This window comes from Gephyromycinifex aptenodytis, assembly GCF_012277275.1.
GTDB lineage: Bacteria > Actinomycetota > Actinomycetes > Actinomycetales > Dermatophilaceae > Gephyromycinifex > Gephyromycinifex aptenodytis.
On the sequence record NZ_CP051155.1, the window covers coordinates 3041695 to 3067302 of the forward strand.

Here is a 25608-nt window from a genome sequence, read left to right on the forward strand (position 1 = left end):
GTCGGCCGCCCCGCTGGGGTAGCCGACCGGCTCCTTGGTGAGTGCGAGTGTCCGCTGCGGCCGCTGTCGCGTAGCCGGGCGGGGCGGCCCGTCAGCCGTTGGGAAGGCTCTGCCCGGAACCGCTGGCCCGAGCCGGGGTGCGGCCGAGCAGGATCCCTTCCAAGAACCCCAGGCCCCAGCCGTAATGCATGGCGGCGAAGGCGCCCGGCAGCGCTGCAACGTTGAGTCGCTCCCCTGAGGTGTCTTCGCGGACCGCTTTGGCTGTGGCGGCGCCCACCCCGAACAGGTAGGGGGAGTAGGCGGCCGCGGCAAGGCGAGGGAACTTCACCGAACCGAGCGCCAGCGCGGCGGTGCCGACCACGGCGACCGGCGCGGCCAGGTGACGGGCCCGGATGGCCGCGCGGCCGTTCTTGCGAACCATGCCCGCCTTTCCGCGCCCGTAGCGGCGGTACTGACGGAACAGGTCGGGCACGCTTTCACGCACATGCCAGTAGATGTGCATCGCCGGGTCGAAGGCGATGTGGTGGCCCAGGCCCAGAATGCGGTGGTCGAAATCGACGTCTTCGTTCACGAGCAGGTTCTCGTCCCAACCGTTCACGGCGCGGGCCACCTCGGCCCGGTAGACCCCGAACGAGGCGTGGTCGGTCAGGCAGAACTCGGTGCCGAAGTGGTTGACCGAGTCGCCCACCCCGAAGGGGCTCGAAAGCGCCAACGCAACCGCGCGCCCGGTCGGGGTGCGCCCCACACCCTCCCGGATGCCACCGACGGCAGCCAACTGGGCGTCAGCGCGCAAATGCTCCAGCGCTCGCGCCAGGTAGTCCGAACTGACCGAAGCGTGCCCGTCGATCCGGGCAACATACTGCCCCCTGGCGGCAGCCAGGCCCACGTTCAGCGCGGCGGGGATGATGACCTTCGGGTTGTCCAGCAGTCGCACCCGCGGCTCCTGTGCGGCCAACTCCTGCACCACGGCGCGGGTGCGGTCGCTGGAGCGCCCGTCGATGACGAGCACCTCGACGTTGACCCGCTCCTGGCTCAACGCCGAACGAATCGCCCCCAGCACGGAGGCCTCCTCGTTCAGCACGGGCATCAAGACACTGATCAGTTCGTCATGCATCGTCGTTCGCCCTCAGGATTCTTGGTGCGGCGGTTGCTCCGGTGTTCCCGTCGGCCGGTGGCGCCACAGTTGAAGGCATCGGCACCCTCGGTTGCGCGGGGACTGCCGATTCAGCTGGCTCGGGCGGTGGTTCTTGCGCTTCACCCACATGCCCGGCACGCCGGTAGGACAGCGGGGCCGGAGCCCAGAGCGTGACCACCAGGAAGGCGGGCACGATGAGCGGCTGTGACGGCGGTTGCAGCAGGAAGAACTGGGCCAGGATCGCCACGCTCAAGGTGCGTTCGTGGGAACGCAGGAACGGCACCACGGCCAGCGCCAGCAACAGCGATCCGGCGATGATCCCGTAGTCGAAGTACATCTTCCCGACGGTGGGCGCGATCAGCCCCAGCGTGCCGCTTCCCTCCACAACCTGACGGGATGAACCGGCGCCGGCGCCGAACCAGACCTTGGCCGGGTCGTAGATCCAGCGCGGAATGAGGTACAGGTAGGGCTCGATGCTGCGCAGCGCCGCCGAGGAGTTGGAGTCACTGACCTCGGTGACACGGGTCAGGAAGACCTGCCCGATAGCCGTCGGGATCGCCACCAGCGCCAGCAACGCGCCCGGAACGATGTAGGGACGGATGAGGCGCCGCTGACCGCCCAGGAGCATCACCAGCACCCCTACGACGACGATGGCGAACCCGGAGCCCGCGACCGTGGCCAGCATGCCCATTCCGAGCCAGATGACCTTCCACGGGCGGGCTCGCGACAGCAACGCCACCATGACGCACACGCCCAGCGTGAAGGACATGAACGAAGGTTCGAGCATGATCCAGCCGTTGGATTTGTACAGCCAGCTGTCCCACACGATCGGGTAGCTCGTCGCGAACCCGTCCACCTGCCAGGCGGACGGCACGTACTCACCGACGTAGTCGCGGTATCGCAGGCCCGCGAACTGGGTCACCACGAAGATGACCGACAGCGTGCTCAGCCACAACCCGATGGTCGTGACGGCCCGCAGCATGCGGTGGTAGGACTCCCCGGAGCGGTCGGCCATCATGAACACCACCGGGAACCACATGGTCATCCAGAAGGCCCAGCTGTTGACGCTGATATACGGCCGGTGGACGAACAGCACCTGAGGCAGGACGACGAAGGCAGAGGCTGTGGAGGCGATGAGCCACAGCATGAGCCGGCGCCCCTCCAGGACGACGACACCGCGTCGCCAGGCGAGGAAACACCAGATCACCGTGATCGGAACGGTGAACGGGATGGAGATCGACGGCAGCGAGATGCGCTGGAGGAGGATGTTGAGAACGAAGAGCCAACACACCCACCGCACCCCGTCCGGTGCGTGGCTCTTCGCTACCTCCACACGCTTCCCGCCAGGGCGGGAGGTCATCAAATCAGCCGTCGACGACGACGTAGGAACGGGCACCGAACTGGTGGATGTGCTCATCGAGCCACTCGAATCGGGTCTTGTGCGGACGCACCAACGTGAACAGGACCGCACGGTCATCGCGCGCGGCGCGCTTGATGACGGCGTTGCTCATCGGCGTCTGCAGCACAGTCACGCTCGGGGTGCCGTCGTGGCCCATGCTCTGCTGACCCAACCGGGCCACATCGTCGGTGACCGCGACGTCCCGTCCAGTAGCGCGGATCCCGGCAGTGACCGGCTCCACCAACCCACGAACCGCACCCGCAGGAGCCCGCACACCGGTGAGGACCACACAGTCGGCCGTAGCCGCCTCCATGCTCATCACGGTGGGCAGTTCGCGTGCCGGAACGAATTCGACGTCCGGGTAGAGGCGGCGCATCTCGGCGATGCTGCCCATCTTGCCGCGACGCCCACCGAACAGCAGCGCGAGCGCGACACCGGCAAGCAGACCACCCAGCAGACCCATCGCGGCCATCATCCCGACCGAGACGCTCTGCACCTGGTCGGCCTCGGCGGCCTGCAGCAGGGTGAGGCGGCGGGACTGGGTCAACAACTGGGCCTGAGAATCAGCCAGTGAGCCACCCAGACGCATCACACGCTGCTCTTCTGCAGCACGCACCGACAGGGTGTCCTCGCGGATGAGCTTGCCCGTGGTCTGAGTGAGTGTCTCAAGTTCGTCGCTGAGGCGCTGAGTGCTGCGGGCGACGGCGGCCTCGGCGAGCGCGTTTGCCTCGGCCGCGGCCTTCTCGGCCGTGGAGCTGGTGACCTTCACGGAAAGCACCGAGGACTGCAACACGTTGACGATGGTGCTGTCCTTGCGCAGGTCCTTGGCGGTGACGCCGGCTTTGGCGGCGGCGTCCTGGTAGACCTCACGGGTCCCGGCTTCCATGACCGCGCTCTGCACGGCTTCGGCCAGGCCGGCGCCTTCGGCCGCGGTCGTCTGGACCTTCAGCGTGGCTTCAGCGGTTTTCGGTGCGGCCTTGCCTGCGATTCCCCCCAGAAGCGCACCGACCAAGGCCAGGACGAGCGGCAACCACCACCAGCGACGCAAGGTCGCTGTCAGTGATCGCCCCCACGGATCACGATTGCTATCGGCCGAAGTGGCCACTTTGTCTTCCCCCTCGTCAGACTGCATGACGTGCGGCCCACATGAGGGCCGCCGATCTACCTTACTCGGAGCGTGTTGCCGAGCCCAATTCGTTCAGGACGATCGACCAGTGAATATGCCACGGTGTGCGGTGTGGATTCCAGCCGAGGCCGGGCGCTTTCGCGGCGCTCCTGCGGTGCCGGTCCCCGACGTACGCAGGCTACCGGTGGGCGGTGAGTTAACCTGGCGGAGCTGTAGATACGCGGCCTGACCAGGGCCTGGTGCCATCGGAGGTCACGTGCGGATCCTGCTGGTGACGAACAGTTACCCCTCCGTGCACTCGCCCAGCGGCGCTGCGTACATCAGCGCCCGCGTGCGGGCGCTGCGGGCCGCTGGCGCGTCGGTCGTCGCGGTGGCGCTGGTGCCTGAGTACGGCCCTGAGCTGGGACTCCCTCGGCGGCTGGCCGGGGCGCATGACAACGCCGCGCTCGCCTTGGACGATGGCCGCGATGGCCGTGAGTTCCTTTCCGCGACAACACGATGGGGCGCGCTGGAAGTGGCAGCTGGGCGGCTCGGGCGCACACCGGCTGCGGGAATCGCCAGAGCGACTGCGGCCCTGGCGGACCTGCCCCAGGTGCGCTCCGGGCAATTCGACATCATTCATGCGCACGGGATGTATACATTGCCCGCCGGTGAGGTTGCTCGCAGAGCCGCGCAGAACCTCGGTATCCCGTTCGTGGTCTCGATGCACGGCAGCGACGTCACCCAGGTGATGCCGCGGGTGGCCCCCGCCTTCACCGCCACTTTGGAAGCAGCTGCGGCCACCACGTATGTCAGCGAGGCGCTGCGCAGCCGGGCCCTGGCCGCCGGTGCGCCACGCGCCCACAGCCACGTCATCCCCAACGGGGTCGACCTGTCGGTGTTCACCCCGAGGCAGGCCCACAGCGCGCAAGTGCCAGGGCCGCTGCGGTTGCTGTTTGTGGGAAATCTACTGCCGGTCAAGGGTGCCGACCGGCTCCCCGCCATCCTGTCTGCTGTGCGGGAGCGCTACCCGGGTTCCAGCATGGACGTCCTCGGCTCCGGGGCGCTGGAAACCCGACTGCGCGGCGTCCCGGGGTTGAGACTGCATGGACGCCTGGATGCGCCCCAGGTGGCGCAGGCGATGCGCCAGGCGAGTGCCTTGATCGTGCCGAGCCGCGAAGAGGGCTGGGGCTGTGTGGTGTCCGAGAGCTATGCCTGCGCCACCCCGGTGATTGCCACGGCGGTGGGCGGACTCGTGGAAGCGGTGCTCGACCCCGCCCATCTGGTGAACTTCCCGCCTGAGGCGTCCCCGGCCCAGGAAGGACAGGCCTTCGCCGACGTCCTGCAGGCCCTGATGGATGAGCCGCCTACCCGCGACCGGATGCTGGCCCATGTCGCACGCTGCGGCTGGGGCGAGGTCGCAGGCCGAGAACTGGCCGTCCTCGAAGGCGCCATGTCGTGAGGCGGCGGTGGCGAACGCTGGACGTCGATGCCGCACCCACCGGTTCGCTGGGGGGCCGCGGGCTCGACAGCATCATCGGGTTGGCCGCGCAGGGGCTGGTGCGATTCGCTCTGACTTTCGCTGTCGGACGGCTCGCCGGGCCGGCTGAACTCGGTGTCTTCGCGACCGGGCTGGCCATCGCGCAGATGCTCATCCTGTTGTGGCCGAGCACCAGCGGCCAGGCCGCCTCCCGGTTCGTGGCACGGGCACGCGGGCGCGCCGACCGTGACGAACTGCACGGGGTGCTGGATCACCTGGGCCGCCGCGTGCTGCGGGCCGGGCTGGTGCTGGCGTTGGCCTGCGTCCCGATCTGGCTGTTCCTCGAGGGCGGGCTGGGCAACCTCTCCCTCGGTGACGCCCTCGCCGGGTGCACCGTCGGTGCGGCCTGCGCAGGCCTGGCCGGGCAGGCCTACACCCGGGGGGTGCATTACGGGCTCGGCGCCGTTCGGCGGGTGGTCGTGCTTGACATCGCCTGCAGCCTTGCCGGGCTGCTCGGTCTGGTTCTGGCCTTGATGTCGGGGGTGCGCGGGGTGGCGCTGTTGCTGCCCCCGGCGCTGGCCTATCTGGCATTGAGCGCGCTGTGTTGGCCATGGCGGGTGCACGGCGCGGCAGACCCGCAGTTGCGCCGCGAACTGGATCGGTTCGTCCTCTTCGGTTCGATGGGAACCATCGCCAGCGCCGGCCTCATCCAGTTCTCGCTGCTGGCCAGCCGCGCCGCGGGCCAAGCTGCCGGGGCGGGGCAGTACTCGGCTGCCTCCTCGTTGGCGTTGCCGCTGACGCTGGCCTCCGGGGCGCTCAGCTTGGTGCTCTATCCATCGCTGTCGGAGGCTGCCGGGCGCGGAGACCATGCGGGGGTCTCGCGCCAGCTCGATCGGGGGTTCCGTGGGGTGGTGCTACTGGTGGTCCCGGCTGTCGGAGTGATGGCGCTGCTGGCGCGCCCGCTGGTAGCGCTGGTGTGGGGCGCGCAATTCGACCTCACAGCAAAGCTGCTGCCTATCTTGCTGCTGGCCGTGCTGGCCAACGTGGCGGGGGTGCCGTGCGTCAACGCCATCACCGGGGCCACCGGTACCGGCATCGCCCGGATGGCGGCCGTGAGCTTCGCCGGGCTCGCAGTGGCCGCCGTTTTGTGGCTGCTCCTGGTGCCCACCTACGGCGTGCCAGCAGTAGCCGTCGGCTATGCAGCAGGAGTGTTCCTCATCGCGGGCTACGCGGTGGGGGAGGCCTGGTGGCGGTGGCGGCTGAGCTGGGCGATGCCGGTGGCGTTGCTGCTGTTCGCGATCATCATCATCGCGGGCGCGCCAGTGCTGCTGCACGACGCACCGTGGTGGCAGGCGCTGTTGGCAGCCGCGGGTTTCGTCGCAGTGTGGGCGGCCACACACCTGCCGGACATCGCGTGGGTGCGGGCGGCATTAAAGCGGTAAGGCGTGCGCGGCAGGCCGTGGGCGAGTCTGTCGTGGGTGGCCCGCTTGCGGTCGCTCACAACCGATCGAAGACGCTGTCGCGCTCGCGAGAGTCCTGCCAACGGTTGTAGACCTCTGCTGCGGCGCGGCTACGGGCCGCCCGTTGCGGGGGGCCCTCGGCGGCCAGCTGCGCAAGCATCCGGGCCCAGTCGTCCGGCTCTCGGGAAGCGACCAGGATGCCCGCCCCGCGGTCCAGGGTTGGTGTCCACGGGGTCGTGTCGGGTAGTGCCACCGGACAGCCGGCGCACAGCGCCTCGACAATCGCGTGCCCGAAGTTCTCGTTCGCGGTCGGGAAGGCGAACAGGTCGTGGGCTGCGAAGACGGCCAGAACCGCGCTCGGGTCCACGGTTCCGGCGAAACGCACCTGGTGGCCTTGCTCGCGAGCCCGATCCGCCAACCGGTGGCACTGCTGCAGGTAGTCCGGATCGTCGGTGGAGCCGTAAACACTCACATCCAGCGGCGGGATCGCCGCCGACGAACTCAACGCCGCCAACAGGATGTCCAGCCCCTTCTTGGGGGAGATGCGGGACAAGAACACCACCCGGAGGCGTTCACCGGGAGCGGGTCGCTCGCGCAGCGCCCGGTTAGGCAGCGGAGATTCGTTCTGCGCCACCACCACCCGGGGGGTCCCGCGCACCGGCGCTGCACGTCGGATCTCGTCGGCCTCGCGAACGGTGGAGGCATGCCAGACCAGGTCGGAATGCAGCCCGCACAGCCGACTCACCCCGAACAGGGCCCGTTTCTTCGCGGACTTCAAGGCCAACGCGCCCGCCCCCAACTCCCCGCGCGGCGCCAGTACCACCTGCCCGGCAGGCAGCAGCCGCAGCCGGTGCAACAACAGCGGAAGCAGCGTCTCGGCGGGGGCGAACACGCTGTTCAGATACAGCACCTCAGGGGCCAGCCGGCGAGCCTGCCGCAGCGCTGTGAGCAGACCGCGCAGGCCGGGGCTGCGATACCACACCATCGCCCGACCGCTGGGTACCCACTGATCGGCCGGGACACCGAGTCGCTGCGTCGTGCCCCAATCGCCGTCGCGGGTCAGGACCCGAAAGTCATGTCGGTCGCCGTGCGCGGCGACCATCGCCGAGACGGTGCGGATCGGACCGCCGCCACGGAAGGCAGGCGGGTAGTACGGCACGAAGACGAGAACGCGCACGGGTTTCCTTACGGGCGTTGCCGCAGGCCCGACCACTGCTCGTGGCGCCGGTGCGTGGACAGGATGAAGCGCACCGCGCGCTGGGAGCAGTTGTCGATGGCGTAATCGGCCGGTACCCGAGTGCCGGGCCGGTCGCGCTCGTCCTGGGCGGTGCGGACCGTCTCGGTGATGGCCTCGACGACGTTCACCGGGTCCAGCCCGGTCATGATGATTGCGCCGGTGTCCAGCGCCTCCGGGCGCTCGATGGAGTCCCGCAGGGTCACCGCCGGGAAACCCAGCAGCGAGGACTCCTCGCTGATTGTGCCGCTGTCGGAGAGCACGCAGAGCGCGTCGGTCTGCAACCGCACGTAGTCGATGAACCCCAACGGCGGGTGGAAGGTGATGCCCCGCAGATCGATCTCTTGGGCGCCCGGACGAGCAGCGAGCAGATCGAGCCGTTTACGGGTGCGGGGGTGGGTCGAGACCAAAACCGGAACCTCGAAGGCGTCACGGGCCGCCACCAGGCAACGCAGCAGCGCGGACAGTCGCTCCGGGTCATCCACGTTCTCTTCGCGGTGCGCCGACACCAGCAGGTAGCCCTGCGGGTCCAGGCCCAGGTCGGCCGGTGCCGTGCTGGCGGCGAAGGCGTCGGCGTGGTGGTCGAGCACCTCCTTCATCGGCGAACCGGTCAGCAAGATGCGCTGGGGATGGATGCCCTCGGCAAGCAGGTTGCGTCGAGCATGCTCGGTGTAGACGAGGTTGTAGTCGGCGACGTGATCGACCATCCGCCGGTTCGTCTCCTCCGGCACATTCGGATCGAAACAGCGGTTGCCGGCTTCCATGTGGTAGACGGGAATCCGCATCCGTTTGGCCATCAGGGAGGCGATCGCCGAGTTCGTGTCGCCCAAGATGAGGACCGCGTCCGGCGCCACCTGGGTCAGCACGTTCTCGGTCTTGATCAGCGTCTCACCCAGCACCCGCCCCAAACTGGAGGTGTCGACCTCCAAGAAATGGTCGGGCCGCCGGATACCCAACTGGTCGAAGAAGATCCCGTTCAGTTCGTAGTCATAGTTCTGTCCGGTGTGCACCAGGACGTGGTCCACCGTGCGATCAAGGCGGTCGATCACTCGGGAGAGCCGAATGATCTCGGGACGGGTACCGACGATGGTCATCACGCGGGTGGAGGGAGCCGTCGACGTCGTAGTGCCGTTCATGTTTTCCTCTACGGCTGGGGGATCACAGGGTGGGGATAGGTGTCCGGATGCTCCGGGTCGAGGAGTTGATCGGACCAGAACAGAGTCGTGAGGGGGCCGGTACCGACATTCTCTATCGAGTGGGTCCACAAAGTCGGCATGTCGATCACGGCCGGTTTTTCGCCGCTCACCTGAAATTCCAGGATGTCGTCGTGCAGCAGTCGGCGAAGTCGAATGAGGCCCGTTCCGCTCACGACTTGAAAACGTTCAATCTTGCTGCGGTGGTAGTGGTTTCCGCGCACAAAACCAGGGTTCGTCGTAGAGACGAAGGTCTGCCCGGTCCCACCGTGCACGCGCACGGATTCCACGAGCGTGCCGCGGGCGTCGCTATGTGGCCTCGGGTGCAAGGGATAGGTCTGCGGCCACAGAGCGGCGCGCAGGGTGTTGAACAAGGCGACATCCACACTGTCTTCGAAGGCCGGGATATCGCCGCTGGGCAGGTACACGTCGTGAAAGTGCTGCAGACGCCGGGCGATCTGGGAGATGAGCCTGGGCGAGCCGGCGGGACGCACCACGCCGTGCAGGCGGGAGTCGCGGACGGCATCCAGCAGGATCTGTGCGGCGTCCTGCACGTGCAGTAGGGGCAGCTCCCGGTCGCCGTGGACGGGTGGCTGCTGGCCGGCTGCGACCCGGTGGGCGAACGTGGCGACGAAGGAGTTGTAGTCCGGCGTGCCGTGCTCGCCGAAGAGCCCACAGAACCTCACATCCACCGCGCGTGTCCCGGCACCGGCGGCGAAATCGAGCAAAAGCTCGGCGGCAGCTCGCTTGCCGCGCCCGTATGGGGTGTTGGAGCCCGGGTGGTCGACGTCCGCGTAGTTGCTGCCGGCGTAAACGACAGCCGGCGGCTGCGGCAGCTCTTGCATCGCCGCAACGAGGCCGCGTGCTAGCGCGAGGTTGCCCTCTGCGAGATCGCAGTCCGGGCCACGGTTGATGCCGGCCAGATGCAGGACGACGTCGGCGCCGGCCAGCGCGGTCGGCAAGTCGCTCCAGGTCTGTCGGGTAATCGGGACGACCTCGATGTCAGACTCTTCGATCAGGCGCACCCTGGTGTGCCAGCCGAGGAAGCCACCGGCTCCGGTCAGAACGATCTTCACGAACGAGCCTTTCGCAGGGTCTGCATCTCGGGCAGTGTCATGAGCAGGTCGACGGTGGAATCGATATCGAGACGCTCCGTATTCTCAGACGTGTAATCCACCATTCGGGAAGAAGTCTTGTTTCCCTCCTCGAAGTACAGCTCGTATTCCAACGAACGAGCATCCAGCGGCACCCGGTAGTAGTCGCCCTTGTTCTCCGCGAAAGCCATCTCCTCGCGAGAGAGCAGCGTTTCATGTTGCTTCTCACCGTGCCTGGTGCCGATGACCTGCACCTCGGGGTGCGCGATGCCCATGATGCGCGCGACGGCGTAGGCGAGGTCGATCACGGTGGCCGCAGGTGCCTTACGCACGAACAAGTCGCCGGACTGGGCGTGTGTGAAGGCGTAGGCGACCAAAGAGACCGATTCCTCTAAAGACATGAGGAACCGAGTCATCTCCGGGTCGGTGATCGTCAGCGAGTTGCCCTGCATCAGCTGGCGCACGAACAAGGGGATCACTGAACCCCGGGAATACATGACGTTGCCGTACCGAGTGATGGAGACGGTCGTCGGCGATGCCGGGTTGTTGCGCGCGAAGGCTTGGGCGGTTTTCTCCATGAGCGCCTTGCTCATCCCCATGGCGTTGACCGGGTAGACAGCCTTGTCGGTGGACAGGCATACGACGGAGGTGGCCCCGACCTGATGTGCCGCTTCGATGACATTGTTGCTGCCCGTCACATTGGTCTTCACTGCTTGCTGCGGGAAGAATTCGCATGAAGGGACCTGTTTGAGGGCCGCGGCATGAAAAACATGATCGACACCCCGGAGGGCGGCCAGAGTGCTGTCAGCATCCCGCACATCCCCGAGGAAGAACTTGGTCCGGGAGTCGGCTAGGAGGCGGCGTAGATCGTCCTGCTTCGCCTCGTCCCGAGACAGGATATGCACCGCCGCTACGTCGCCCGCCAGAAGATGGCGTGCCATCGTTGAGCCAAAAGAGCCGGTTCCTCCGGTGATTGCAACGCGTGCGCCGTCTAGTTCGGGAATCACGAATAGGTCCTCACGGGTAATTACTGCGGTTGGTCTTGCGCCGATTCTGGGCATTTTGCAACGCCAACTCGACAAGTTTCTCGTGCCCGTCGATGCAGCGATTCTCGCCGAGGTTTTCTTCGTACCACGAGCGCGCGGACTCTCCTCGGCGGTGCAACTCTTCTTCGCTCCATGACGTCATTTCCCGGATCGCCGCGACTAGCGCCACCGCGTCGCCGGGGGCCGCGACCAGGCCCGCGCCAGCGGCAGCGATCACCTCGGCCGAGTCCCCGCAGGCGTGTCCCAGTAGCGGCCGCGCCGCGGCCAGCGATCCTGCCACCTTGCTCGGCATGGTCACGCGCAGCAGGGGGGTATCGGCCAAGGACACCACCAAGACGTCGGCGGCACTGAGATAGTCCGCGACCTTCTCCGGTGGTTGCGCCGGCACCAGCGTCACGTTGCTGAGCCGCTGCGCAGCGATCCGCGCTGCGATCCGCTCGGTCATCACACCAGGCCCGAGAAGCACCAGTTGAGCATCAGGGACTGCTGCAAACCCATCGATCAGCAAGGGCAGCGCCTGCAACTCCCCGAGATTCCCGGCGTACATGAACAGGCGCCCCGCCAGCGGCAGGCGCAGACGGGCGCGTTCTGCACGCTTTTGTTCCTCGGGCAGGAACGCCCCCCGAGGCGTGGAAACCCAGTTCGGAGTGTCGACGATCAGCTCATCCGGGACGCCGCGTTGCCGTAGCACGGTGCGCATCCCGGGCGAAATGACGCCGATGGCGTCGCTATGGCGGTATCCGTAGCGACAGAAGCGGTCCAGACTGTCCTGCATCAACTGGGCGAGCTGGGGGTGGCCGACGAAACCGGAATCCATAACGCTGTCCGGCCATAGATCCTGGATGATCTGCGCATGAGCGCTGGGTTCGGTTGCCATCCCCAAACGCTTTCGCAGACTGTCGATCCCGCCGCTGACCAAAGCCGGCAACGTCGCAGTGGCGGGGGAGGAGTACGTCAACCACACGTCGGCACGAGCCAGCCGGGTCGCTGACACCACGGTGCTGGAGAGCGCGAAGGAGCCGTAATTAGCCAGTCGTGAGAAAGCGTTCGTGTCGTGGCTGGGATACAGCGGCGCCCGGTGCACGTCGATCTGCCCCGGCCCGGTGTCATCAACATCGTGACGGTAGGGACGAAGGGGGTAGCCGGGGTGCAGTCGTCCGGTGGGGTAGTTGGGAAATCCAGTCAAGACGTCGACAGAATGCCCGCGCGACGCCAGCCCGTGGGCAAGGCCTGCCGGGACACCTGCCGGTTCTGGCGGGTACCACTGGGTGACGAGCCGAATCTTCACCGCGCAGGCACGCCTTTCACCACGGACCCCGCCGCGACATCCTTAACCACCAGCGCAGCGCCTCCGACGACGGAATCGTCACCCAGGGTGAGCCCTTGCAGGATGGCCGAGTGCGTCCCCAACATCACCCGTGCACCCACCTGGACATCACCCGAGACGGCGACCAAGGGGTTTATCGAGGCGTGATCCCCGATCGTGCTGTCGTGGCCGATGCTGCACAGCAGGTTGACGTGAACATGTCGCCCAAGAGTGATGTTGGTCGTCAGGACGCTGCCGGCGCAGATCACTGTGCCAGGGGACAGTCGCACATCAAACCCCAGAGTGGCCCGCGGATGCACCACCTTCGGGGTTTTGCGTTCTCCCATTCGGGCATCGATCTTCGCCTTCACCGCTGGGCTGCCGATGCCGATGAGGTACTGGACCCTCGGCGCCGCGTTCGCCAACCACCCGAGGTCCCCCAGGACCCGGGAGCCCCGGGCATGCACCCGGCTCAGGTTCTCGGATGCGGGGTTGTCATCGACGTAACCCAGCAGGTCGTAGGTCGGGCTGTGCGAGTTCACCGCGTCGATCACGTCGTGAACTTCACGGCCGAAACCACCGCAACCCACGATGACCAGTGGCACCAGAGCGCGGGATTCGGGCGTGGAAGGGTTGGTCATCACGAAACCTCCTGGACGGCGCCGATGCGAACCGGTGCTACCTCGCATGGTTGTGGCTGAAACTCCGGCATCGTGGCCTCGCCTGGGGCATTGACCCCGTGACGACTCAGCACGATCCCGACGGTACGGGCCAGGATGTGCAGATCGAGACGCATACAGGCCCGATCGACGTACGCGACATCCCAGCGCAGGCGCTCTTCCCACGTCGTGGCGTTGCGACCGTTCACCTGTGCCAAGCCGGTCAGACCAGGCGGGACGTCGTGGCGTCGAGCTTGCTCGGGGGAGTAGCGCTGCAGATAGCTGACCAACAGGGGGCGTGGGCCGACCAGACTGAGGTCCCCGCGCACCACGTTCCACAGCGAGGGGAGCTCGTCCAAACTGCTCGCTCGCAACCAGGCGCCGAAACCGTCGAGCCGCGAAGCGTCATCGACACGCCCTCGGGCCGGATCGAGATGGTGCATTGTCCGAAACTTCAGCAGTGTGAAGGGCTGGGCGTGCAGTCCTGGCCTGACCTGACGGAACAGAATGGGACGGCCCAAGCGGAGCCCGACGGCGAGCGCCACCACGGCCTGCACGGGCAGGCTCAGCAGCGCCAACGGCGCCGCCACTGCCAGATCGAGAGCTCGTTTGTTGAAGCGATACCAACGAGTCGTCATCTCTGCTCCCGCCGTAGCGCGGCCCGCAGGGTGTCACACACTCGCTCCACCTGCGCGTCCGTAAGCGCTGACCCACTCGGGAGCGTCAACCCCCTGGCGAAGAGACCCTCGCTGGTTCCGGTGAGGAAGGAACGAGCCGTAGCGAAGACCGGCTGCAGGTGCATCGGCTTCCACAGTGGGCGTGCCTCGATCTTCCGCGCCGCTAGCGCCGTAAGGACCTCATCTGCGCTCGCGGGCGCTCCCTCATCCAGCAGCAGGCAGGTCAACCAACAGTTGTCACTGGCGTCGCTGGGATCATCGTGTTCACCCCGCCCGAGAATCCGGATGCCCTCGAATTCCGCCACGACGCTGGCGTACTGCTCACGGATGGCGCGTCGACGCGCAATCATCGAATCCAGTCGTGACAACTGGGCACGGCCTAACGCTGCTAGGACGCTGGAAAGTCGGTAGTTGTAGCCGATATCGGTGTGCTCGTACCACGCCACCGGTTGGCGAGCCTGGGTAGCCAGATAGCGGGCCCGATCCAGCAGGTCGTGGTCGCTGGAGAGCAGCATTCCACCGCCGGAGGTAGTCATGATTTTATTGCCATTGAAGGACAACCCGGCAGCGCGACCGAACGAGCCAGCAGCTCCGCCGACGGTCCGTGCGCCTAGCGCCTCTGCGGCGTCCTCGATCAATGGGATCCCACGAGTCTCGAGTTCAGGGGCGAGCCGTTCGTAGTCGCAACACCGCCCGAAAAGGTCGACGCTCATGACCGCTGCGATCGGCTGCCCTTCTCGTTGCAGCGAATCGACCGCCTCGATCATCAGGTCGACATCGAGGTTGGCATCTGCCGCGGCGTCAACGAAAACGGGCTGTGCCCCGGTGTAGGCCACTGCGTTGGCGGAAGCCACGAAAGTCATCGTCGGTACGAGGACGCACGAACCCGGGCCAGCCCCGATCCCGAGAAGCGCTAGGTGTAGAGCGGCGGTCCCGCTAGAGAGCGCCAGGGCTGCCACCCCACCCCCGACCCGAGCGGCAACCTCTTCCTCGAATGCGTCGACATCCGGGCCCAGCGGAGCCACCCAGCCCGAACGCAGCGAGGCCAGCACATACTCCTCTTCCACCTGAGTCACGTGTGCCTGGGAAAGAAGAATGGGCTCATCCATCACTGCACCTCATGTTCTTGTGACGCCTCGGCCCGCGTCAGTACTGGGGTCGGCACCGTCTCACCGTCACTGCACGCGGCTCGCCGCATCCAGTCAAGCGCCTCTTGCTCCTGCTCAAACTGGTGACACTCGACGTCTTGGACGCGAAGTGGTGGGACCGCGACAGCACCCACGAGCGGGTGGATGGTCTCGCGCCGGTGTTCGCGGTCGGAAAACAAATCTTCTCCCAGCTTTTCGCCGGGGCGCAGACCGGTGTAGACGATCTCTATGCCGACCCGACCTGAGAGCCGGATAAGGGTAGTGGCGACGTCCTTGATGAGAACCTGCTCGCCCATATCAAGGACGAGCACCTCACCGTCGGCGCCTACGGCGGCGGCCTCCAGGACGAGTTGGCAAGCTTCCGGGATCAGCATGAAGTACCGCTTCACCTCGGGGTCGGTCACTGTCACCGGCCCTCCACGCTCGATCTGGGCACTGAACGCATGCACAACGCTGCCCCGAGAGCCCAGCACGTTGCCGAACCGCACGCTCACAAAGCGGCCCCGGCCGGCATGTGCGAACTCGGCCGTCAAACGCTCGGTCAATCGTTTGCTGTATCCCAGACATGAGGTCGGATCTGCAGCCTTGTCAGTCGATACGTTTACGAAGACCCCGACACCGCAGGCCGATGCCGCACGCAGCACATTGCGTGTGCCGAGCACGTTGGTCTTCCATGCCTCCGTTGGGAACCTCTCCAACAAAGGCAGATGTTTGAGGGCGGCGGCGTGGAAGACAACCTCGGGTCGGGTCCGTGCGAAGACGGCATGCAGCGCGGCCTCATCGCGAATGTCAACCAGCAACGCATCGTCATCATCGAGCAGTCCATCGCCGGTCATGGACAACTGCGTGGCTTGCAGCGCCGACTCGTCACGATCAAGAAGCAACAGTCGTTCTGGGCCGAAACGGGCGATCTGGCGGCACAACTCCGAACCGATGGAACCGCCCGCGCCTGTGACGAGGACACGCTTACCGGCGAGGTCTCGCGAGATCGCCTGGGTGTCGAGATGGATCGGGCGACGCCCGAGGAGATCGGCCAGATCCAGATCACGCAGGGCATCGGTACAGGCGTCATCGCCGATCAATTCCGACAGCGAGGGCAGCACCTTCACACTCAGTCCTGCGTCCACCGCCTGCTGGGAGACCTCCCGGGTCACCTCCGGATCAGCGCTGGGCGCCGCCAGCACCATGACTGAAGCGCCGAACTGTTCGGCCACCCGGGCGACATCTCGCCTACCTCCGCGAACTGGGACGCCTTCGATGCGTAGCCGCGCTTTGGCTGGGTCATCATCAAGGATGGCGACGGGCAGGATATGGCTGTCGTCTTCACGAAGAGCACTACGGACCAGCCGGCGTCCCGCATTACCGGCACCGAATACCAAAGCCCGGTGTGAACCGGGCCGGCCCCGTGCTGCACGGTTCGTCGTGGATCGGCCCAGCAGCCGGAAAGCAAGCATGCCCAACAACGCCAGTGAACCGCCGGTTACAGCGGAGGAGCGGGGCAGGTCATCGGGGCGAAGTAACGCGATGAGGATAAAGGCGATGGCGGTCGTCAGGAGCGTGGTGCGGGCCAGGTCCGAGGTTTCTTCGTAGGAACCCCGATCATGGCTGACGCGGTACGGCCCGATCATCGCCCCGAGAAACAGCTGCACAGCCGCAGCCCCGGCGCCGGCGATCAGGGTCAACGCGAGCGCACCCTCGGGGAAGGTGAAGTCGTACCTCAACCACACCGTGGAGAGCATGCCGATGATCCAGCACAAGACGTCGACAGCAGCCCAACCGGCTCGTTGCCAGCCTTGTCGCTGTGCTGCGACCGTATCCACCTGCATCGCCCTCCCCGCTCGCCAGCCGCAAGACGGGCCAGGTCATCCCCCGACCTGGCGTCAATGCGCATGGGCGAGCCGACCCCAGCCCGGGCCGATTCGTCGAATTGCGTTAACTGCCAGGGTAGTCGCTGAATCCGGTGGCTATCGACGCCGCGCGGTAGGACTCGGTTGTCGAGACGATGGGTAACGGACCTGGGAGGTGGGTGCCGAGCTCCGTACACAAGGCGAGGCCGTAGGTCGCACGCGGCTTGCCCGGTGGCGCGGCAAGCGCTCCTGGGATGTGGCCTCCGGATGAGAAGTGACGACGCCACGGACGCAGCAAGGGCGTCTCCCGCCGCTACCGTGGGCCACATGCTTGCTGTCTACGCGCAGTCTCAGTCCCGTACCGATCCGCTGTCCGGCTTGGTCGTCGGGGAGCGTCCTGAGCCAGAGCCTCGCGAGGGCTGGTCATTGGTCACTTTGAAAGCGGCCACCCTGAACCACCACGACTTGTGGTCGCTGATGGGCGTGGGTTTGCCTGCCGATCGATTGCCGATGGTTCTCGGCTGCGATGGCGCCGGTGTCGATGAGCAGGGCCGCGAGGTCATCCTGCACAGCGTCATCGCTTCACCAGGGTGGCAGGGAGATGAAACCCTGGACCCGAAACGCTCACTGTTCTCCGAGGTCTACGACGGCACCTTCGCCGAGAAGGTGCTCGTTCCCAGCGCCAACCTGGTCCCCAAACCGGCGGGGATGTCCTTCGAGACGGCGGCCGCGCTACCGACCGCGTGGCTGACCGCCTACCGGATGCTCTTCGTGGCAGCCGATGTCACGCCCGGCTCGCTGGTTCTGGTGCAGGGAGCAGGCGGGGGCGTTGCCACGGCGCTCATCCAACTCGGCGCGGCCGCGGGTCTGCGGATCTGGGTGACCAGCCGCGACGAAGGCAAGCGCGCCCAGGCGCTCAAGCTCGGCGCTGAAGCGGTCTTCGAATCCGGTGCCCGGCTGCCGGAGAAGTGCGACGCGGTGATGGAGACCGTCGGCGCAGCGACCTGGTCGCACTCGGTGAATGTGCTGCGCCCAGGCGGTGCGATCGTCATCTCCGGGGCCACCTCCGGTGACGCGCCGCAGAAGGCGGAACTGACCAAGATCTTCTTCCGGCAGTTGCGTGTCATCGGCTCCACGATGGGCAACCTGCACGAGCTTCAGCGCCTCACCCAATTGGTGGTGAGCCGCGGTATCGAGCCCGTCATCGACACGGTGATGCCGCTGTCGGGTGCGCGCGAGGGTTTTGCGCGCCTGCACTCGGGGCAGGCCTTCGGCAAGGTGGTCTTCACCGCCTGATCGAGGCCCTGCGCCACGCGAAGCGAGCCCTGGCAGCGCATATGCACTGCCAGGGCTCGCTTTCAGTGGTGGTGGGTGCCGGCCGGGGTGGCTCGCCACGACCCGCTCCAGGCGCCCGTCACCAGTGCACGCCAGGTGCCCGTCCCCAGTGCAGGCCAGGGGCCCTGCTGCGCCATCGCTGCCGGCGTTGTCCGAGGGGGCAAAGTAGCTCCTCAACTGTGCCTGGGCAGACCCTGCGCGCGGATCGGAGCAAATCGGCAGGGCCCGGAGGGGTCGTCCAAGCCCGCGCCCCGAGTCCTCAGCTGCGAGGCTCCTTGAGCACGGCCTGAATCCGGGTGCCCGCATCCTTGAGGATCTCGACGATCTCGCGGACCTGCTGCGGGCTGGGGAAACCCTCATGTCGAGTGCCCTCATGCGTGGAGTCGCCGCTGGATGCCGTCTCGGTGACGATCTCGGCCTCGATGATCTCCTCGTCCAGGTCCGCGACCGGCTCGGGCTCGGCCGCGGTGGCTTGCGCGGGCTTGCCATGCGCCGAGCTGGACTCCGGCGGCCGGGTCATCCCCATCCGGCGCAGGGCCTGCGCCACCACGTCGGTGTCGGGGAACTTACCCCCGCCGAAGGCCCGTAGCAGGCCTTCCACATCGGCCAGCGGGTGTGCGCCTGCGCGGACACCGCCCAGTGAGTCGGCCACGGAGTCGGTGACCCGGGCCCAGACGTCGCCAGGTTCGGTGGAGGGCTCGGTCCCCGATGCCGAGGATGACGCCGTAGCAGCGGCCTGCGCTGGAGACTCCGCACTGGCCTGGGCGCGGGCGGCCTGCGCCGCTGCCGCCAGTTGGGTGCGTAGGTCGGCTGCCCCGGTGCGGACGCGCTGGCGCACATCCTGCGCGAGACGTTGGGCGGAGGCGTCCAGGCTGGCATCCAGATCGGCGATCTCCTGCGCCCGCCGCTGCACCTCGCTACGCCCGGCATCGGTGATGCGGTAGCTGGCCTTGCGGCCCTCGTCGAGGCGTTCGACGAGTCCCTCTTCTTCCAGTTTGGCCAGCCGGGGGTAGACGGTGCCGGCGCTGGGGGAGTAAAGCCCCTCGAACCGGTCTTCCAGGGCGCGGATGATGTCGTAGCCGTGCCTGGGCCCGTGCGCCAGGATCGAGAGCAGGTACAGGCGTAGTTGTCCGTGTTCGAAGACCTGCATCAGATCTCCTCATCGCTGTCGGGGGTCTGCGGGCGAACATCCTGCACGTCATCTATGTCGGGATGCGGCTGGGCCACCACCGGGCCGGGGCCGGCCGAGGGCGGTGGATCTTCGCGAAGGACGACGACGTTGCCGGAGACGGTGCGGGCCTTGATGGCCACCGAGCGATCACCCTCGTGGGTGTGCCCGCCGCGTTTGCCGTCTTCGGAATGCAACGTTTGCCCGTCGATGACGACATGGCCGGAGGTCGAGGTCACGGTGGCGTCATAGCCGGCAGCGGCGGGCATCCGGATCGTCAGATCCCCGGAGACGGCGTTCGCCGTGATCAGGCAGCGTCCGGAGCTCAGGTCGATGATCGCAGCGCCGGAGACACTGTTGAGCTTGATGCTGCGCAGCGGGGAGTCCTGCACCGTGATTCGCCCAGAAACCGTCTTGGCTTTCAACTCCCCGGAGCAGGATGCCGCCTCAAGATCACCGCTGACGAGGTTGACGTCCAGGCTGCCCGCCAGCCGGTCCAAGGTCAGCGACCCGGAGACTCCGTAAGCACTCACGCTGCCGTCCAAGCCGCCGACGAGCACGTCCGCGGTGACGGTCTTGACCGACAGTTTCGCCGCGCGCGGCAGCGTGAGTGTCACCCGGCTGGTGACCCCGGCCTGCCCACCGCCGAAGGCTGCCCCCACTGTCGCGCCGAGGATCCCCTTCAAGGGGCCCCAGACCTGGCCGTTGGCGTCCTTGTACTGCTCGATTTTGAGGACGCCTTGCTCGAAGGAGACGGTGATGGGAGCCCCGCCCACCTCGTCCACCTCCAGGATTGCCGAGTTCGGATCAGCGTGGGTCACGACGTCGAGCGAGCCCGCGGGCAACGCCACCGACACCGACCGCACCTGCTGCCCGGGCTCGCCGAGAGTCTTGCGAGTGGGGTGATCGATCTGGACGTCCATGCCTACCTCCGCGAAAACGCGATATAGCGTGACTGATGAAAGTCACGCTATATCGCGTATTACCGGAGGGCAACCCTGCACGGGTGCAACCGGATCAGGGAGCGATCTGCAGCCAGTGCTCCCAGCCGCCGTGCAACACCAACCACGCCAGCAGGCCGTAGCCGGCCTGACCCGGGTGGCGCTGATCGCGGGAAGCGCCCAATTCGCCCATCCATTGATCGTGCTCGGCCAGCGGGTAGTAACAGTCGACGAAAGGCACCGAGCGCCGGGCGCAGACGTCTGCCTGGGCTTCGACGATGATCTCCAACCGCTCGTTGGTGGTGGGGTCCAAAGTCGGGGGCGGACCGACGACGAAGGGAGAGATCCCGCGAGCGGTTGCGTCATCCAACACGTTGGCCAGGTTGAGACGCGAACGGGCCGTGGACAGACCGTTGACGACATCGAAGAGGCCGACACCGACCACCAGGCGCCGCTCTCGGCGTTCCTGCCAGCGAACGAGCCCCTCCGCCTTCCACCGCTCCAGGACGTCGGCGGAGGAATCGCCGCGCACCCCAAGGTTGTAGGCAGACACGTCAAGGTCGGGGTGGGCGGTGCGGCCCATCACCCGCGACACCCAGCCCAGACCCTTCGGATCGCCGTACCCCGAGACGAAGCCATCGCCGATGAAGACGATGCCGACGTCGCGTGGGCCCTCATGGGCCATAGCGTCAGCGCTCGGAGTGAACGTCGTGGGGATGCCGTCGTCGGCGTAGTCGGTGGACTCGTAGTCGTCAGTCACGGATGCTCAGTCCTCGTCGTCGTCGAGGCGCGCCAGCCACGTGGCCAGACGCTCGATCGGGGTCTCGAACTCGGGTTGGAGGTCGACGAACGTTCGAAGCTGCTCGGCGAGCCAGTCCAGTGTTACCTCCTCATCGCCGCGTCGCTTCTGCAATTCCTCGATGCCGCGGTCGGTGAAGTACACGATGGTCATTGTGCCCTATCGGCCGGGCGCAGCCGCCCATCCCCGCGATGGGTGTGCCTACCGAGACCCGCTCGTGTCTTTCCGGCGAGGTTTCCCTGACCACTGGTTGCCCAATCCCAGAAGGTCGGGCGCCTCAAGAAGCCACGCGATCCCGGTGGAGCCCCCGGCAGCGACGGCCGCGACGGATGCAGACACAGCGATGCCCCTGCGCTCCCGGCACGAAACGGCCGGAGGCGCAGGGGCATCGAGGGCTGGGGTCAGCGAGCGAAGGCCTGATTCATCAGTTCTTCCTGCTCGACCGCGTGCACCTTGCTGGAACCGGTCGACGGAGCTGCCGACTCAGGCCGCGAGACGACCGTCAACGGACGGTCTTCACCCAGCGCCGACAACGCCGCCGGCAGGTTGAGCGCCATGAAAGGCCACGCACCCTGGTTGCGGGGCTCGTCCTGCACCCACATGAGCTCCGCGTTCGGGTACTTCTTGACCGCCTCTGCGATCTCCTCCGCAGGCAGCGGGTAGAGCTGTTCGACCCGCAAGATCGCCGTCGTGGAGTCTTCGCGCTTCTCACGCTCAGCCTCGAGGTCGTACACCACCCGACTGGAAGCGAGCAGCACCCGTTGGACCGTCTGCGGAGACGGCGAAGCGTGGTCTGCCAGCACCGGCTGGAACGAGCCCTCGGTGAAGGCCTCGACCGGACTCGTGGCTGCCTTCAACCGCAACAACTGCTTCGGTGTGAAGACGATGAGCGGCTTACGCGGACGTGCATAAGCCTGTCGACGCAGCAGGTGGAAGTAGCTCGCCGGGGTACTCGGATAGGCCACTGTCATGTTGTCCTGGGCGCACAACTGCAGGTAGCGCTCAATCCGAGCCGAGCTGTGGTCCGGCCCCTGACCCTCATAGCCGTGGGGCAGGAGCAGCACGACCGAACTGCGCTGGTTCCACTTCTGTTCGCTGGAGCTGATGAATTCGTCGATGATGCTCTGCGCGCCGTTGGCGAAGTCACCGAACTGCGCCTCCCAGCAGACCAACGCGTCGGGGCGCTCCACCGAGTAGCCGTATTCGAAGCCCATGGCGGCGAACTCGCTGAGCAGCGAGTCATAGATCCAGAACCGCGCCTGGTCACCCAGGTACAGCAGCGGCGTCCACTCCTCGGCGGTGGTGCGATCGATGAGCACTGCGTGGCGTTGGGTGAACGTGCCACGACGGCTGTCCTGACCGGCCACCCGCACCGGGGTGCCTTCGGTCAGCAGCGAACCGAAGGCCAAGAGCTCGCCCATCGCCCAGTCGACGCCGCCCTCGCGGGTCATCACCGTGCGCTTCTCCAGCATCTTCTGCAACTTCTTGTGGACGTTGAACCCCTCGGGGTACTTCGTCCAGGCGTCACCGAGACGCTCCAGAAGCTCCTTGTCGATCGCGGTGGAGAACTTGCGGCTCGGAGTGCGGTCGTCCTTCTCCTGAGCCTCCGGGCGTTCCAGACCGGCGGTCCCGCTTTGGCCCTTGGCGTCTTGCTTGGCCGCTTCCTTGGTCTCCACGAACACCTGCTCAAGGCGCCCCTGGTAGTCCCGCATCGCGGTCTCGGCGTCTTCGGGGGTGATGTCGCCACGACCGATGAGGGCCTCGGTGTACAGCTTTCGAACGCTGCGCTTGGCCTCGATCAGGTGGTACATGAGCGGCTGGGTCATCGAGGGGTCATCGCCCTCGTTGTGGCCACGGCGCCGGTAACACACCATGTCGATGACAATGTCCTTGGCGAACTTCTGCCGGTAGTCGTAGGCCAGGCGAGCCACTCGGACCACGGCTTCGGGGTCGTCGCCGTTGACGTGGATGATCGGCGCCTGAATGGTGCGAGCCAAGTCCGAGCAGTACACCGAGGAGCGGGAGCTTCCCGGGGCAGTGGTGAAGCCGACCTGGTTGTTGACGATGATGTGGATGGTCCCGCCGGTGCGGTAACCGCGCAGCTGGGAAAGCTGCAGGGTTTCCAGCACGACACCCTGGCCGGCGAAGGCCGCGTCACCGTGCATCAGCAGCGGCAACACGGTGAAAGCTTCGCCGTGCAGGTCCAAGCGGTCCTGCTTGGCCCGCACGATGCCCTCCAGGACCGGGTTGACGGCCTCCAGGTGACTCGGGTTCGCGGCCAGGTAGACCTTGGTCTTCTTGCCGTCCTCGCTGGTGAACTCCCCCTCGGTGCCGAGGTGGTACTTCACGTCGCCAGAGCCCTGGACGCTGCGCGGGTCCTGCTTGCCCTCGAACTCACGGAAGATCTGTCCGTAGGACTTACCGGCGATGTTGGCCAGCACGTTGAGACGGCCACGGTGCGGCATGCCGATGCAGACCTCATCCATGCCGTCCTCGGCCGCGCAGACGAGAACCTCGTCCAGCGCGGCGATAACGGACTCGCCGCCCTCGAGGCTGAACCGCTTCTGCCCGACGAACTTCGTCTGCAAGAAGGTCTCGAAGGCCTCTGCCGCGTTGAGACGGCGCAGGATGCGCATCTGCTCATCCCGGCTGATCTTCTCCTGGCGGACCTCGCTGCGCTTCTGCATCCAATGCCGCTGCTCGGGGTCCTGGATGTGCATGTATTCCACGCCCACGGTGCGGCAGTAGCTGTCCTGCAGGATGCCGAGCATCTCGCGCAGGGTCGCCATCGGCTTGCCGCCGAAACCATCGGTGGGGAACTCACGGTCGAGGTCCCAGATGGTCAGGCCGTGCGTGGACAGCTGCAGGTCGGGGTGACGACGCTGGCGGTACTCCAGGGGGTCGGTGTCAGCCAGCAGGTGGCCGCGCACGCGGTAGGCGTGGATGAGCTGCTGCACCCTGGCCGACTTCGCCAGGTCGTCGTCGTGGATCGTCGAGACATCCCTGCTCCACCGGATGGGCTCATACGGAATCCGCAACGATTCGTAGATCTCGTCGTAGAAGTCGTGCTCGCCCAGCAGGTAGCTGTGGATGAGTCGCAGGAAGTCACCCGAGGCCGCGCCCTGGATGATGCGGTGATCATAGGTGCTGGTCAGGGTCATGATCTTGCTGATGGCCTGCCGGGACAGCGTCTCCGCGCTGGCGCCCTGCCACTCGGCCGGGTACTCCATGGCGCCCACGCCGATGATCGTTCCCTGGCCCTTCATCAGACGCGGCACGGAGTGCACGGTGCCGATGGTGCCCGGGTTGGTCAACGAGATCGTGGTGCCCTGGAAGTCTTCGACGGTGAGCTTGTTGTCGCGCGCCCTGCGAACGATGTCCTCGTACGCGTTCCAGAAGCCGAAGAAGTCGAGCTGCTCAGCGGCCTTCACCGAGGGGACCACCAGGGAACGGGAACCATCGGGCTTGGGAAGGTCGATCGCCAGGCCGAAATTGATGTGGGCCGGCTGGATGACGGCCGGTTTGCCGTCCTTGTCCCCGAAGCAGTAGTTCATCTCCGGCATGGCCACCAGGGCCTTGACGATCGCGTAACCGATCATGTGGGTGAAGGAGACCTTGCCACCGCGGTTACGGCGCAGGTGCTCGTTGATCGCGATCCGGTTGTCGATCAGCGCCTTGGCCGGCATCGACCGGACACTCGTGGCGGTCGGGACGGTCAAGCTCGCGTCCATGTTGGTCACGATGCGGGCGGCCGGGCCCTTCAACTGCTTGACCGCACCTTCGTCCTTGATCACCGTGGCGCGGGTCGAGGGTGCGTCCCGTGCAGTCGGCATCTGGCGTGCCACCGGCTCGCCATGCTCGCTGCCCGAGCCTGCCTCCGGCGATGCCGGTGAGGTTTCGTGACTTCCGGCGCTGGCGGCCTTGGACTCGGCGCCGGTGTCTGCCTTCTTGTCATCAACGTCAGCGGATTGCTTCGCGGGGGTGCGGTCACCGGTCTCGGTGGTCGGTTGCGATCCGGAACCGCCCTTGGCTGAGGTTCCACCGGGGGCAGAGTCCGCGTTCTGGGTGCTCTGGGGCTTCTTCTGTGCCGGTTCACCTGTGGAAGCCACGTCGCGCTCGCGCGCGTCACTTTCCTTGGCGGGGCTGGACTTCACCTCGGCAGAGCCCTTTTCGTCCTTGTCCGAGGAGACAGCGGCTGGTTTGGGCGCTGAGGCCTCGGAGGTGCCTGGTCGGCCAGGCTTGTAGTCGGCGAAGAACTCCCACCAGGCCTTGTCAACCGAGTGTTTGTCATCCAGGTATTGCTCGTACAGCTCGTCGACCAGCCACTGGTTCGGTCCGAAGGCCGCCAGGGGATCGCTCTTCGAGGGCTGCTCGTCCACAGGTAATCTGCCTCTTCCGCACGTCGACGATGACGACTCTCCCCGCGGGTGGCCGTCGAACGACGCACCTAGCGGCCCGCACCTTCGCGGCCGCGCGCCGTTCCGGACGTCGCGAGGACGTACTGGCCAAGGGTACAACGGGCAGCGCCTCGACTCCGGTTCTGACCGAAGTGATCTGTCTGCGGGTCTGAATGCCGGTCGCA

The 25608-nt window shown here is 66.5% G+C and carries 21 protein-coding genes; 4 read left to right on the forward strand and 17 right to left on the reverse strand.

Annotated elements, in window-relative coordinates; translation table 11 throughout:
* Nucleotides 1-91 precede the first annotated feature (91 nt).
* From G9V96_RS13080 to G9V96_RS13090, 3 genes are read right to left on the reverse strand one after another with little or no spacing between them, the layout of a single operon-like run.
* Nucleotides 92-1114 carry a glycosyltransferase family 2 protein gene (locus tag G9V96_RS13080; protein ID WP_168583420.1) on the reverse strand — a complete coding sequence of 341 codons (1023 nt, stop codon included), beginning with the start codon at nucleotides 1112-1114 and terminating at the stop codon, nucleotides 92-94.
* Nucleotides 1107-2495, reverse strand: coding sequence for a hypothetical protein (locus tag G9V96_RS13085; RefSeq protein ID WP_168583421.1), 1389 nt, complete (start codon nucleotides 2493-2495; stop codon nucleotides 1107-1109). The genes G9V96_RS13080 and G9V96_RS13085 overlap by 8 nt, the downstream gene beginning before the upstream one ends.
* 4 nt (nucleotides 2496-2499) lie before the next feature.
* The gene (locus G9V96_RS13090) at nucleotides 2500-3666 is read right to left on the reverse strand and encodes a hypothetical protein (protein ID WP_168583422.1); all 1167 of its coding nucleotides are present in this window, start codon (nucleotides 3664-3666) and stop codon (nucleotides 2500-2502) included.
* Nucleotides 3667-3916: 250 nt separating this feature from the next.
* Between G9V96_RS13090 and G9V96_RS13095 the strand changes: the two genes are divergently transcribed.
* Both G9V96_RS13095 and G9V96_RS13100 read left to right on the forward strand, forming a co-directional pair.
* A complete protein-coding gene (locus G9V96_RS13095; protein ID WP_168583423.1) occupies nucleotides 3917-5101 on the forward strand; it encodes a glycosyltransferase in 1185 nt (394 codons plus the stop codon).
* Nucleotides 5098-6561, forward strand: a complete 1464-nt coding sequence (locus G9V96_RS13100; protein WP_168583424.1) for a lipopolysaccharide biosynthesis protein — start codon at nucleotides 5098-5100, stop codon at nucleotides 6559-6561. The genes G9V96_RS13095 and G9V96_RS13100 overlap by 4 nt, the downstream gene beginning before the upstream one ends.
* A 55-nt stretch (nucleotides 6562-6616) precedes the next feature.
* Here G9V96_RS13100 and G9V96_RS13105 read toward each other — a convergent pair whose 3' ends face one another.
* The 9 genes from G9V96_RS13105 to G9V96_RS13145 are packed head-to-tail and all read right to left on the reverse strand — an operon-like array spanning nucleotide 6617 to nucleotide 16762.
* Nucleotides 6617-7756, reverse strand: coding sequence for a glycosyltransferase (locus G9V96_RS13105; RefSeq protein ID WP_168583425.1), 1140 nt, complete (start codon nucleotides 7754-7756; stop codon nucleotides 6617-6619).
* An 8-nt stretch (nucleotides 7757-7764) separates the two neighbouring features.
* On the reverse strand, nucleotides 7765-8949 hold the full coding sequence (gene wecB, locus G9V96_RS13110) for a non-hydrolyzing UDP-N-acetylglucosamine 2-epimerase (RefSeq protein ID WP_168583426.1): 1185 nt from the start codon (nucleotides 8947-8949) through the stop codon (nucleotides 7765-7767).
* Between the two features lie 8 nt (nucleotides 8950-8957).
* A complete protein-coding gene (locus G9V96_RS13115) occupies nucleotides 8958-10082 on the reverse strand; it encodes a polysaccharide biosynthesis C-terminal domain-containing protein (protein WP_168583427.1) in 1125 nt (374 codons plus the stop codon).
* The gene (locus G9V96_RS13120; protein WP_226913682.1) at nucleotides 10079-11104 is read right to left on the reverse strand and encodes a polysaccharide biosynthesis protein; all 1026 of its coding nucleotides are present in this window, start codon (nucleotides 11102-11104) and stop codon (nucleotides 10079-10081) included. Before G9V96_RS13120 ends, G9V96_RS13115 begins: the two co-directional genes overlap by 4 nt.
* Before the next feature lie 13 nt (nucleotides 11105-11117).
* Nucleotides 11118-12434: a glycosyltransferase family 4 protein gene (locus G9V96_RS13125; protein ID WP_168583429.1), complete on the reverse strand. Its 1317-nt coding sequence runs from the start codon at nucleotides 12432-12434 to the stop codon at nucleotides 11118-11120.
* Complete coding sequence (locus G9V96_RS13130) at nucleotides 12431-13093, reverse strand: acetyltransferase (protein ID WP_168583430.1); 663 nt, start codon at nucleotides 13091-13093, stop codon at nucleotides 12431-12433. Before G9V96_RS13130 ends, G9V96_RS13125 begins: the two co-directional genes overlap by 4 nt.
* Nucleotides 13093-13749: a sugar transferase gene (locus tag G9V96_RS13135; RefSeq protein ID WP_168583431.1), complete on the reverse strand. Its 657-nt coding sequence runs from the start codon at nucleotides 13747-13749 to the stop codon at nucleotides 13093-13095. Before G9V96_RS13135 ends, G9V96_RS13130 begins: the two co-directional genes overlap by 1 nt.
* Nucleotides 13746-14897, reverse strand: coding sequence for a DegT/DnrJ/EryC1/StrS family aminotransferase (locus G9V96_RS13140; protein WP_168583432.1), 1152 nt, complete (start codon nucleotides 14895-14897; stop codon nucleotides 13746-13748). The genes G9V96_RS13135 and G9V96_RS13140 overlap by 4 nt, the downstream gene beginning before the upstream one ends.
* Nucleotides 14897-16762, reverse strand: coding sequence for a nucleoside-diphosphate sugar epimerase/dehydratase (locus G9V96_RS13145; RefSeq protein WP_168583433.1), 1866 nt, complete (start codon nucleotides 16760-16762; stop codon nucleotides 14897-14899). The genes G9V96_RS13140 and G9V96_RS13145 overlap by 1 nt, the downstream gene beginning before the upstream one ends.
* A 348-nt stretch (nucleotides 16763-17110) precedes the next feature.
* Between G9V96_RS13145 and G9V96_RS13150 the strand changes: the two genes are divergently transcribed.
* Nucleotides 17111-18079 (forward strand): zinc-binding dehydrogenase, encoded by a 969-nt coding sequence (locus tag G9V96_RS13150; protein WP_168583434.1) that lies wholly within the window; start codon nucleotides 17111-17113, stop codon nucleotides 18077-18079.
* A 298-nt stretch (nucleotides 18080-18377) separates the two neighbouring features.
* Here G9V96_RS13150 and G9V96_RS13155 read toward each other — a convergent pair whose 3' ends face one another.
* From G9V96_RS13155 to G9V96_RS13175, 5 genes are all read right to left on the reverse strand, one after another.
* A complete protein-coding gene (locus G9V96_RS13155) occupies nucleotides 18378-19268 on the reverse strand; it encodes a PadR family transcriptional regulator (RefSeq protein ID WP_168583435.1) in 891 nt (296 codons plus the stop codon).
* Nucleotides 19268-20209, reverse strand: a complete 942-nt coding sequence (locus G9V96_RS13160) for a DUF4097 family beta strand repeat-containing protein (RefSeq protein WP_168583436.1) — start codon at nucleotides 20207-20209, stop codon at nucleotides 19268-19270. Before G9V96_RS13160 ends, G9V96_RS13155 begins: the two co-directional genes overlap by 1 nt.
* Nucleotides 20210-20303: 94 nt before the next feature.
* Nucleotides 20304-20912, reverse strand: a complete 609-nt coding sequence (locus G9V96_RS13165; protein ID WP_168584037.1) for a GDSL-type esterase/lipase family protein — start codon at nucleotides 20910-20912, stop codon at nucleotides 20304-20306.
* 81 nt (nucleotides 20913-20993) lie between these two features.
* Nucleotides 20994-21170, reverse strand: coding sequence for a DUF6104 family protein (locus G9V96_RS13170; protein ID WP_168583437.1), 177 nt, complete (start codon nucleotides 21168-21170; stop codon nucleotides 20994-20996).
* A gap of 257 nt (nucleotides 21171-21427) precedes the next feature.
* Nucleotides 21428-25405, reverse strand: a complete 3978-nt coding sequence (locus G9V96_RS13175) for a multifunctional oxoglutarate decarboxylase/oxoglutarate dehydrogenase thiamine pyrophosphate-binding subunit/dihydrolipoyllysine-residue succinyltransferase subunit (protein WP_168583438.1) — start codon at nucleotides 25403-25405, stop codon at nucleotides 21428-21430.
* A 29-nt stretch (nucleotides 25406-25434) separates the two neighbouring features.
* Between G9V96_RS13175 and G9V96_RS13180 the strand changes: the two genes are divergently transcribed.
* The gene (locus G9V96_RS13180) at nucleotides 25435-25596 is read left to right on the forward strand and encodes a hypothetical protein (RefSeq protein WP_168583439.1); all 162 of its coding nucleotides are present in this window, start codon (nucleotides 25435-25437) and stop codon (nucleotides 25594-25596) included.
* Nucleotides 25597-25608: the final 12 nt, after the last annotated feature.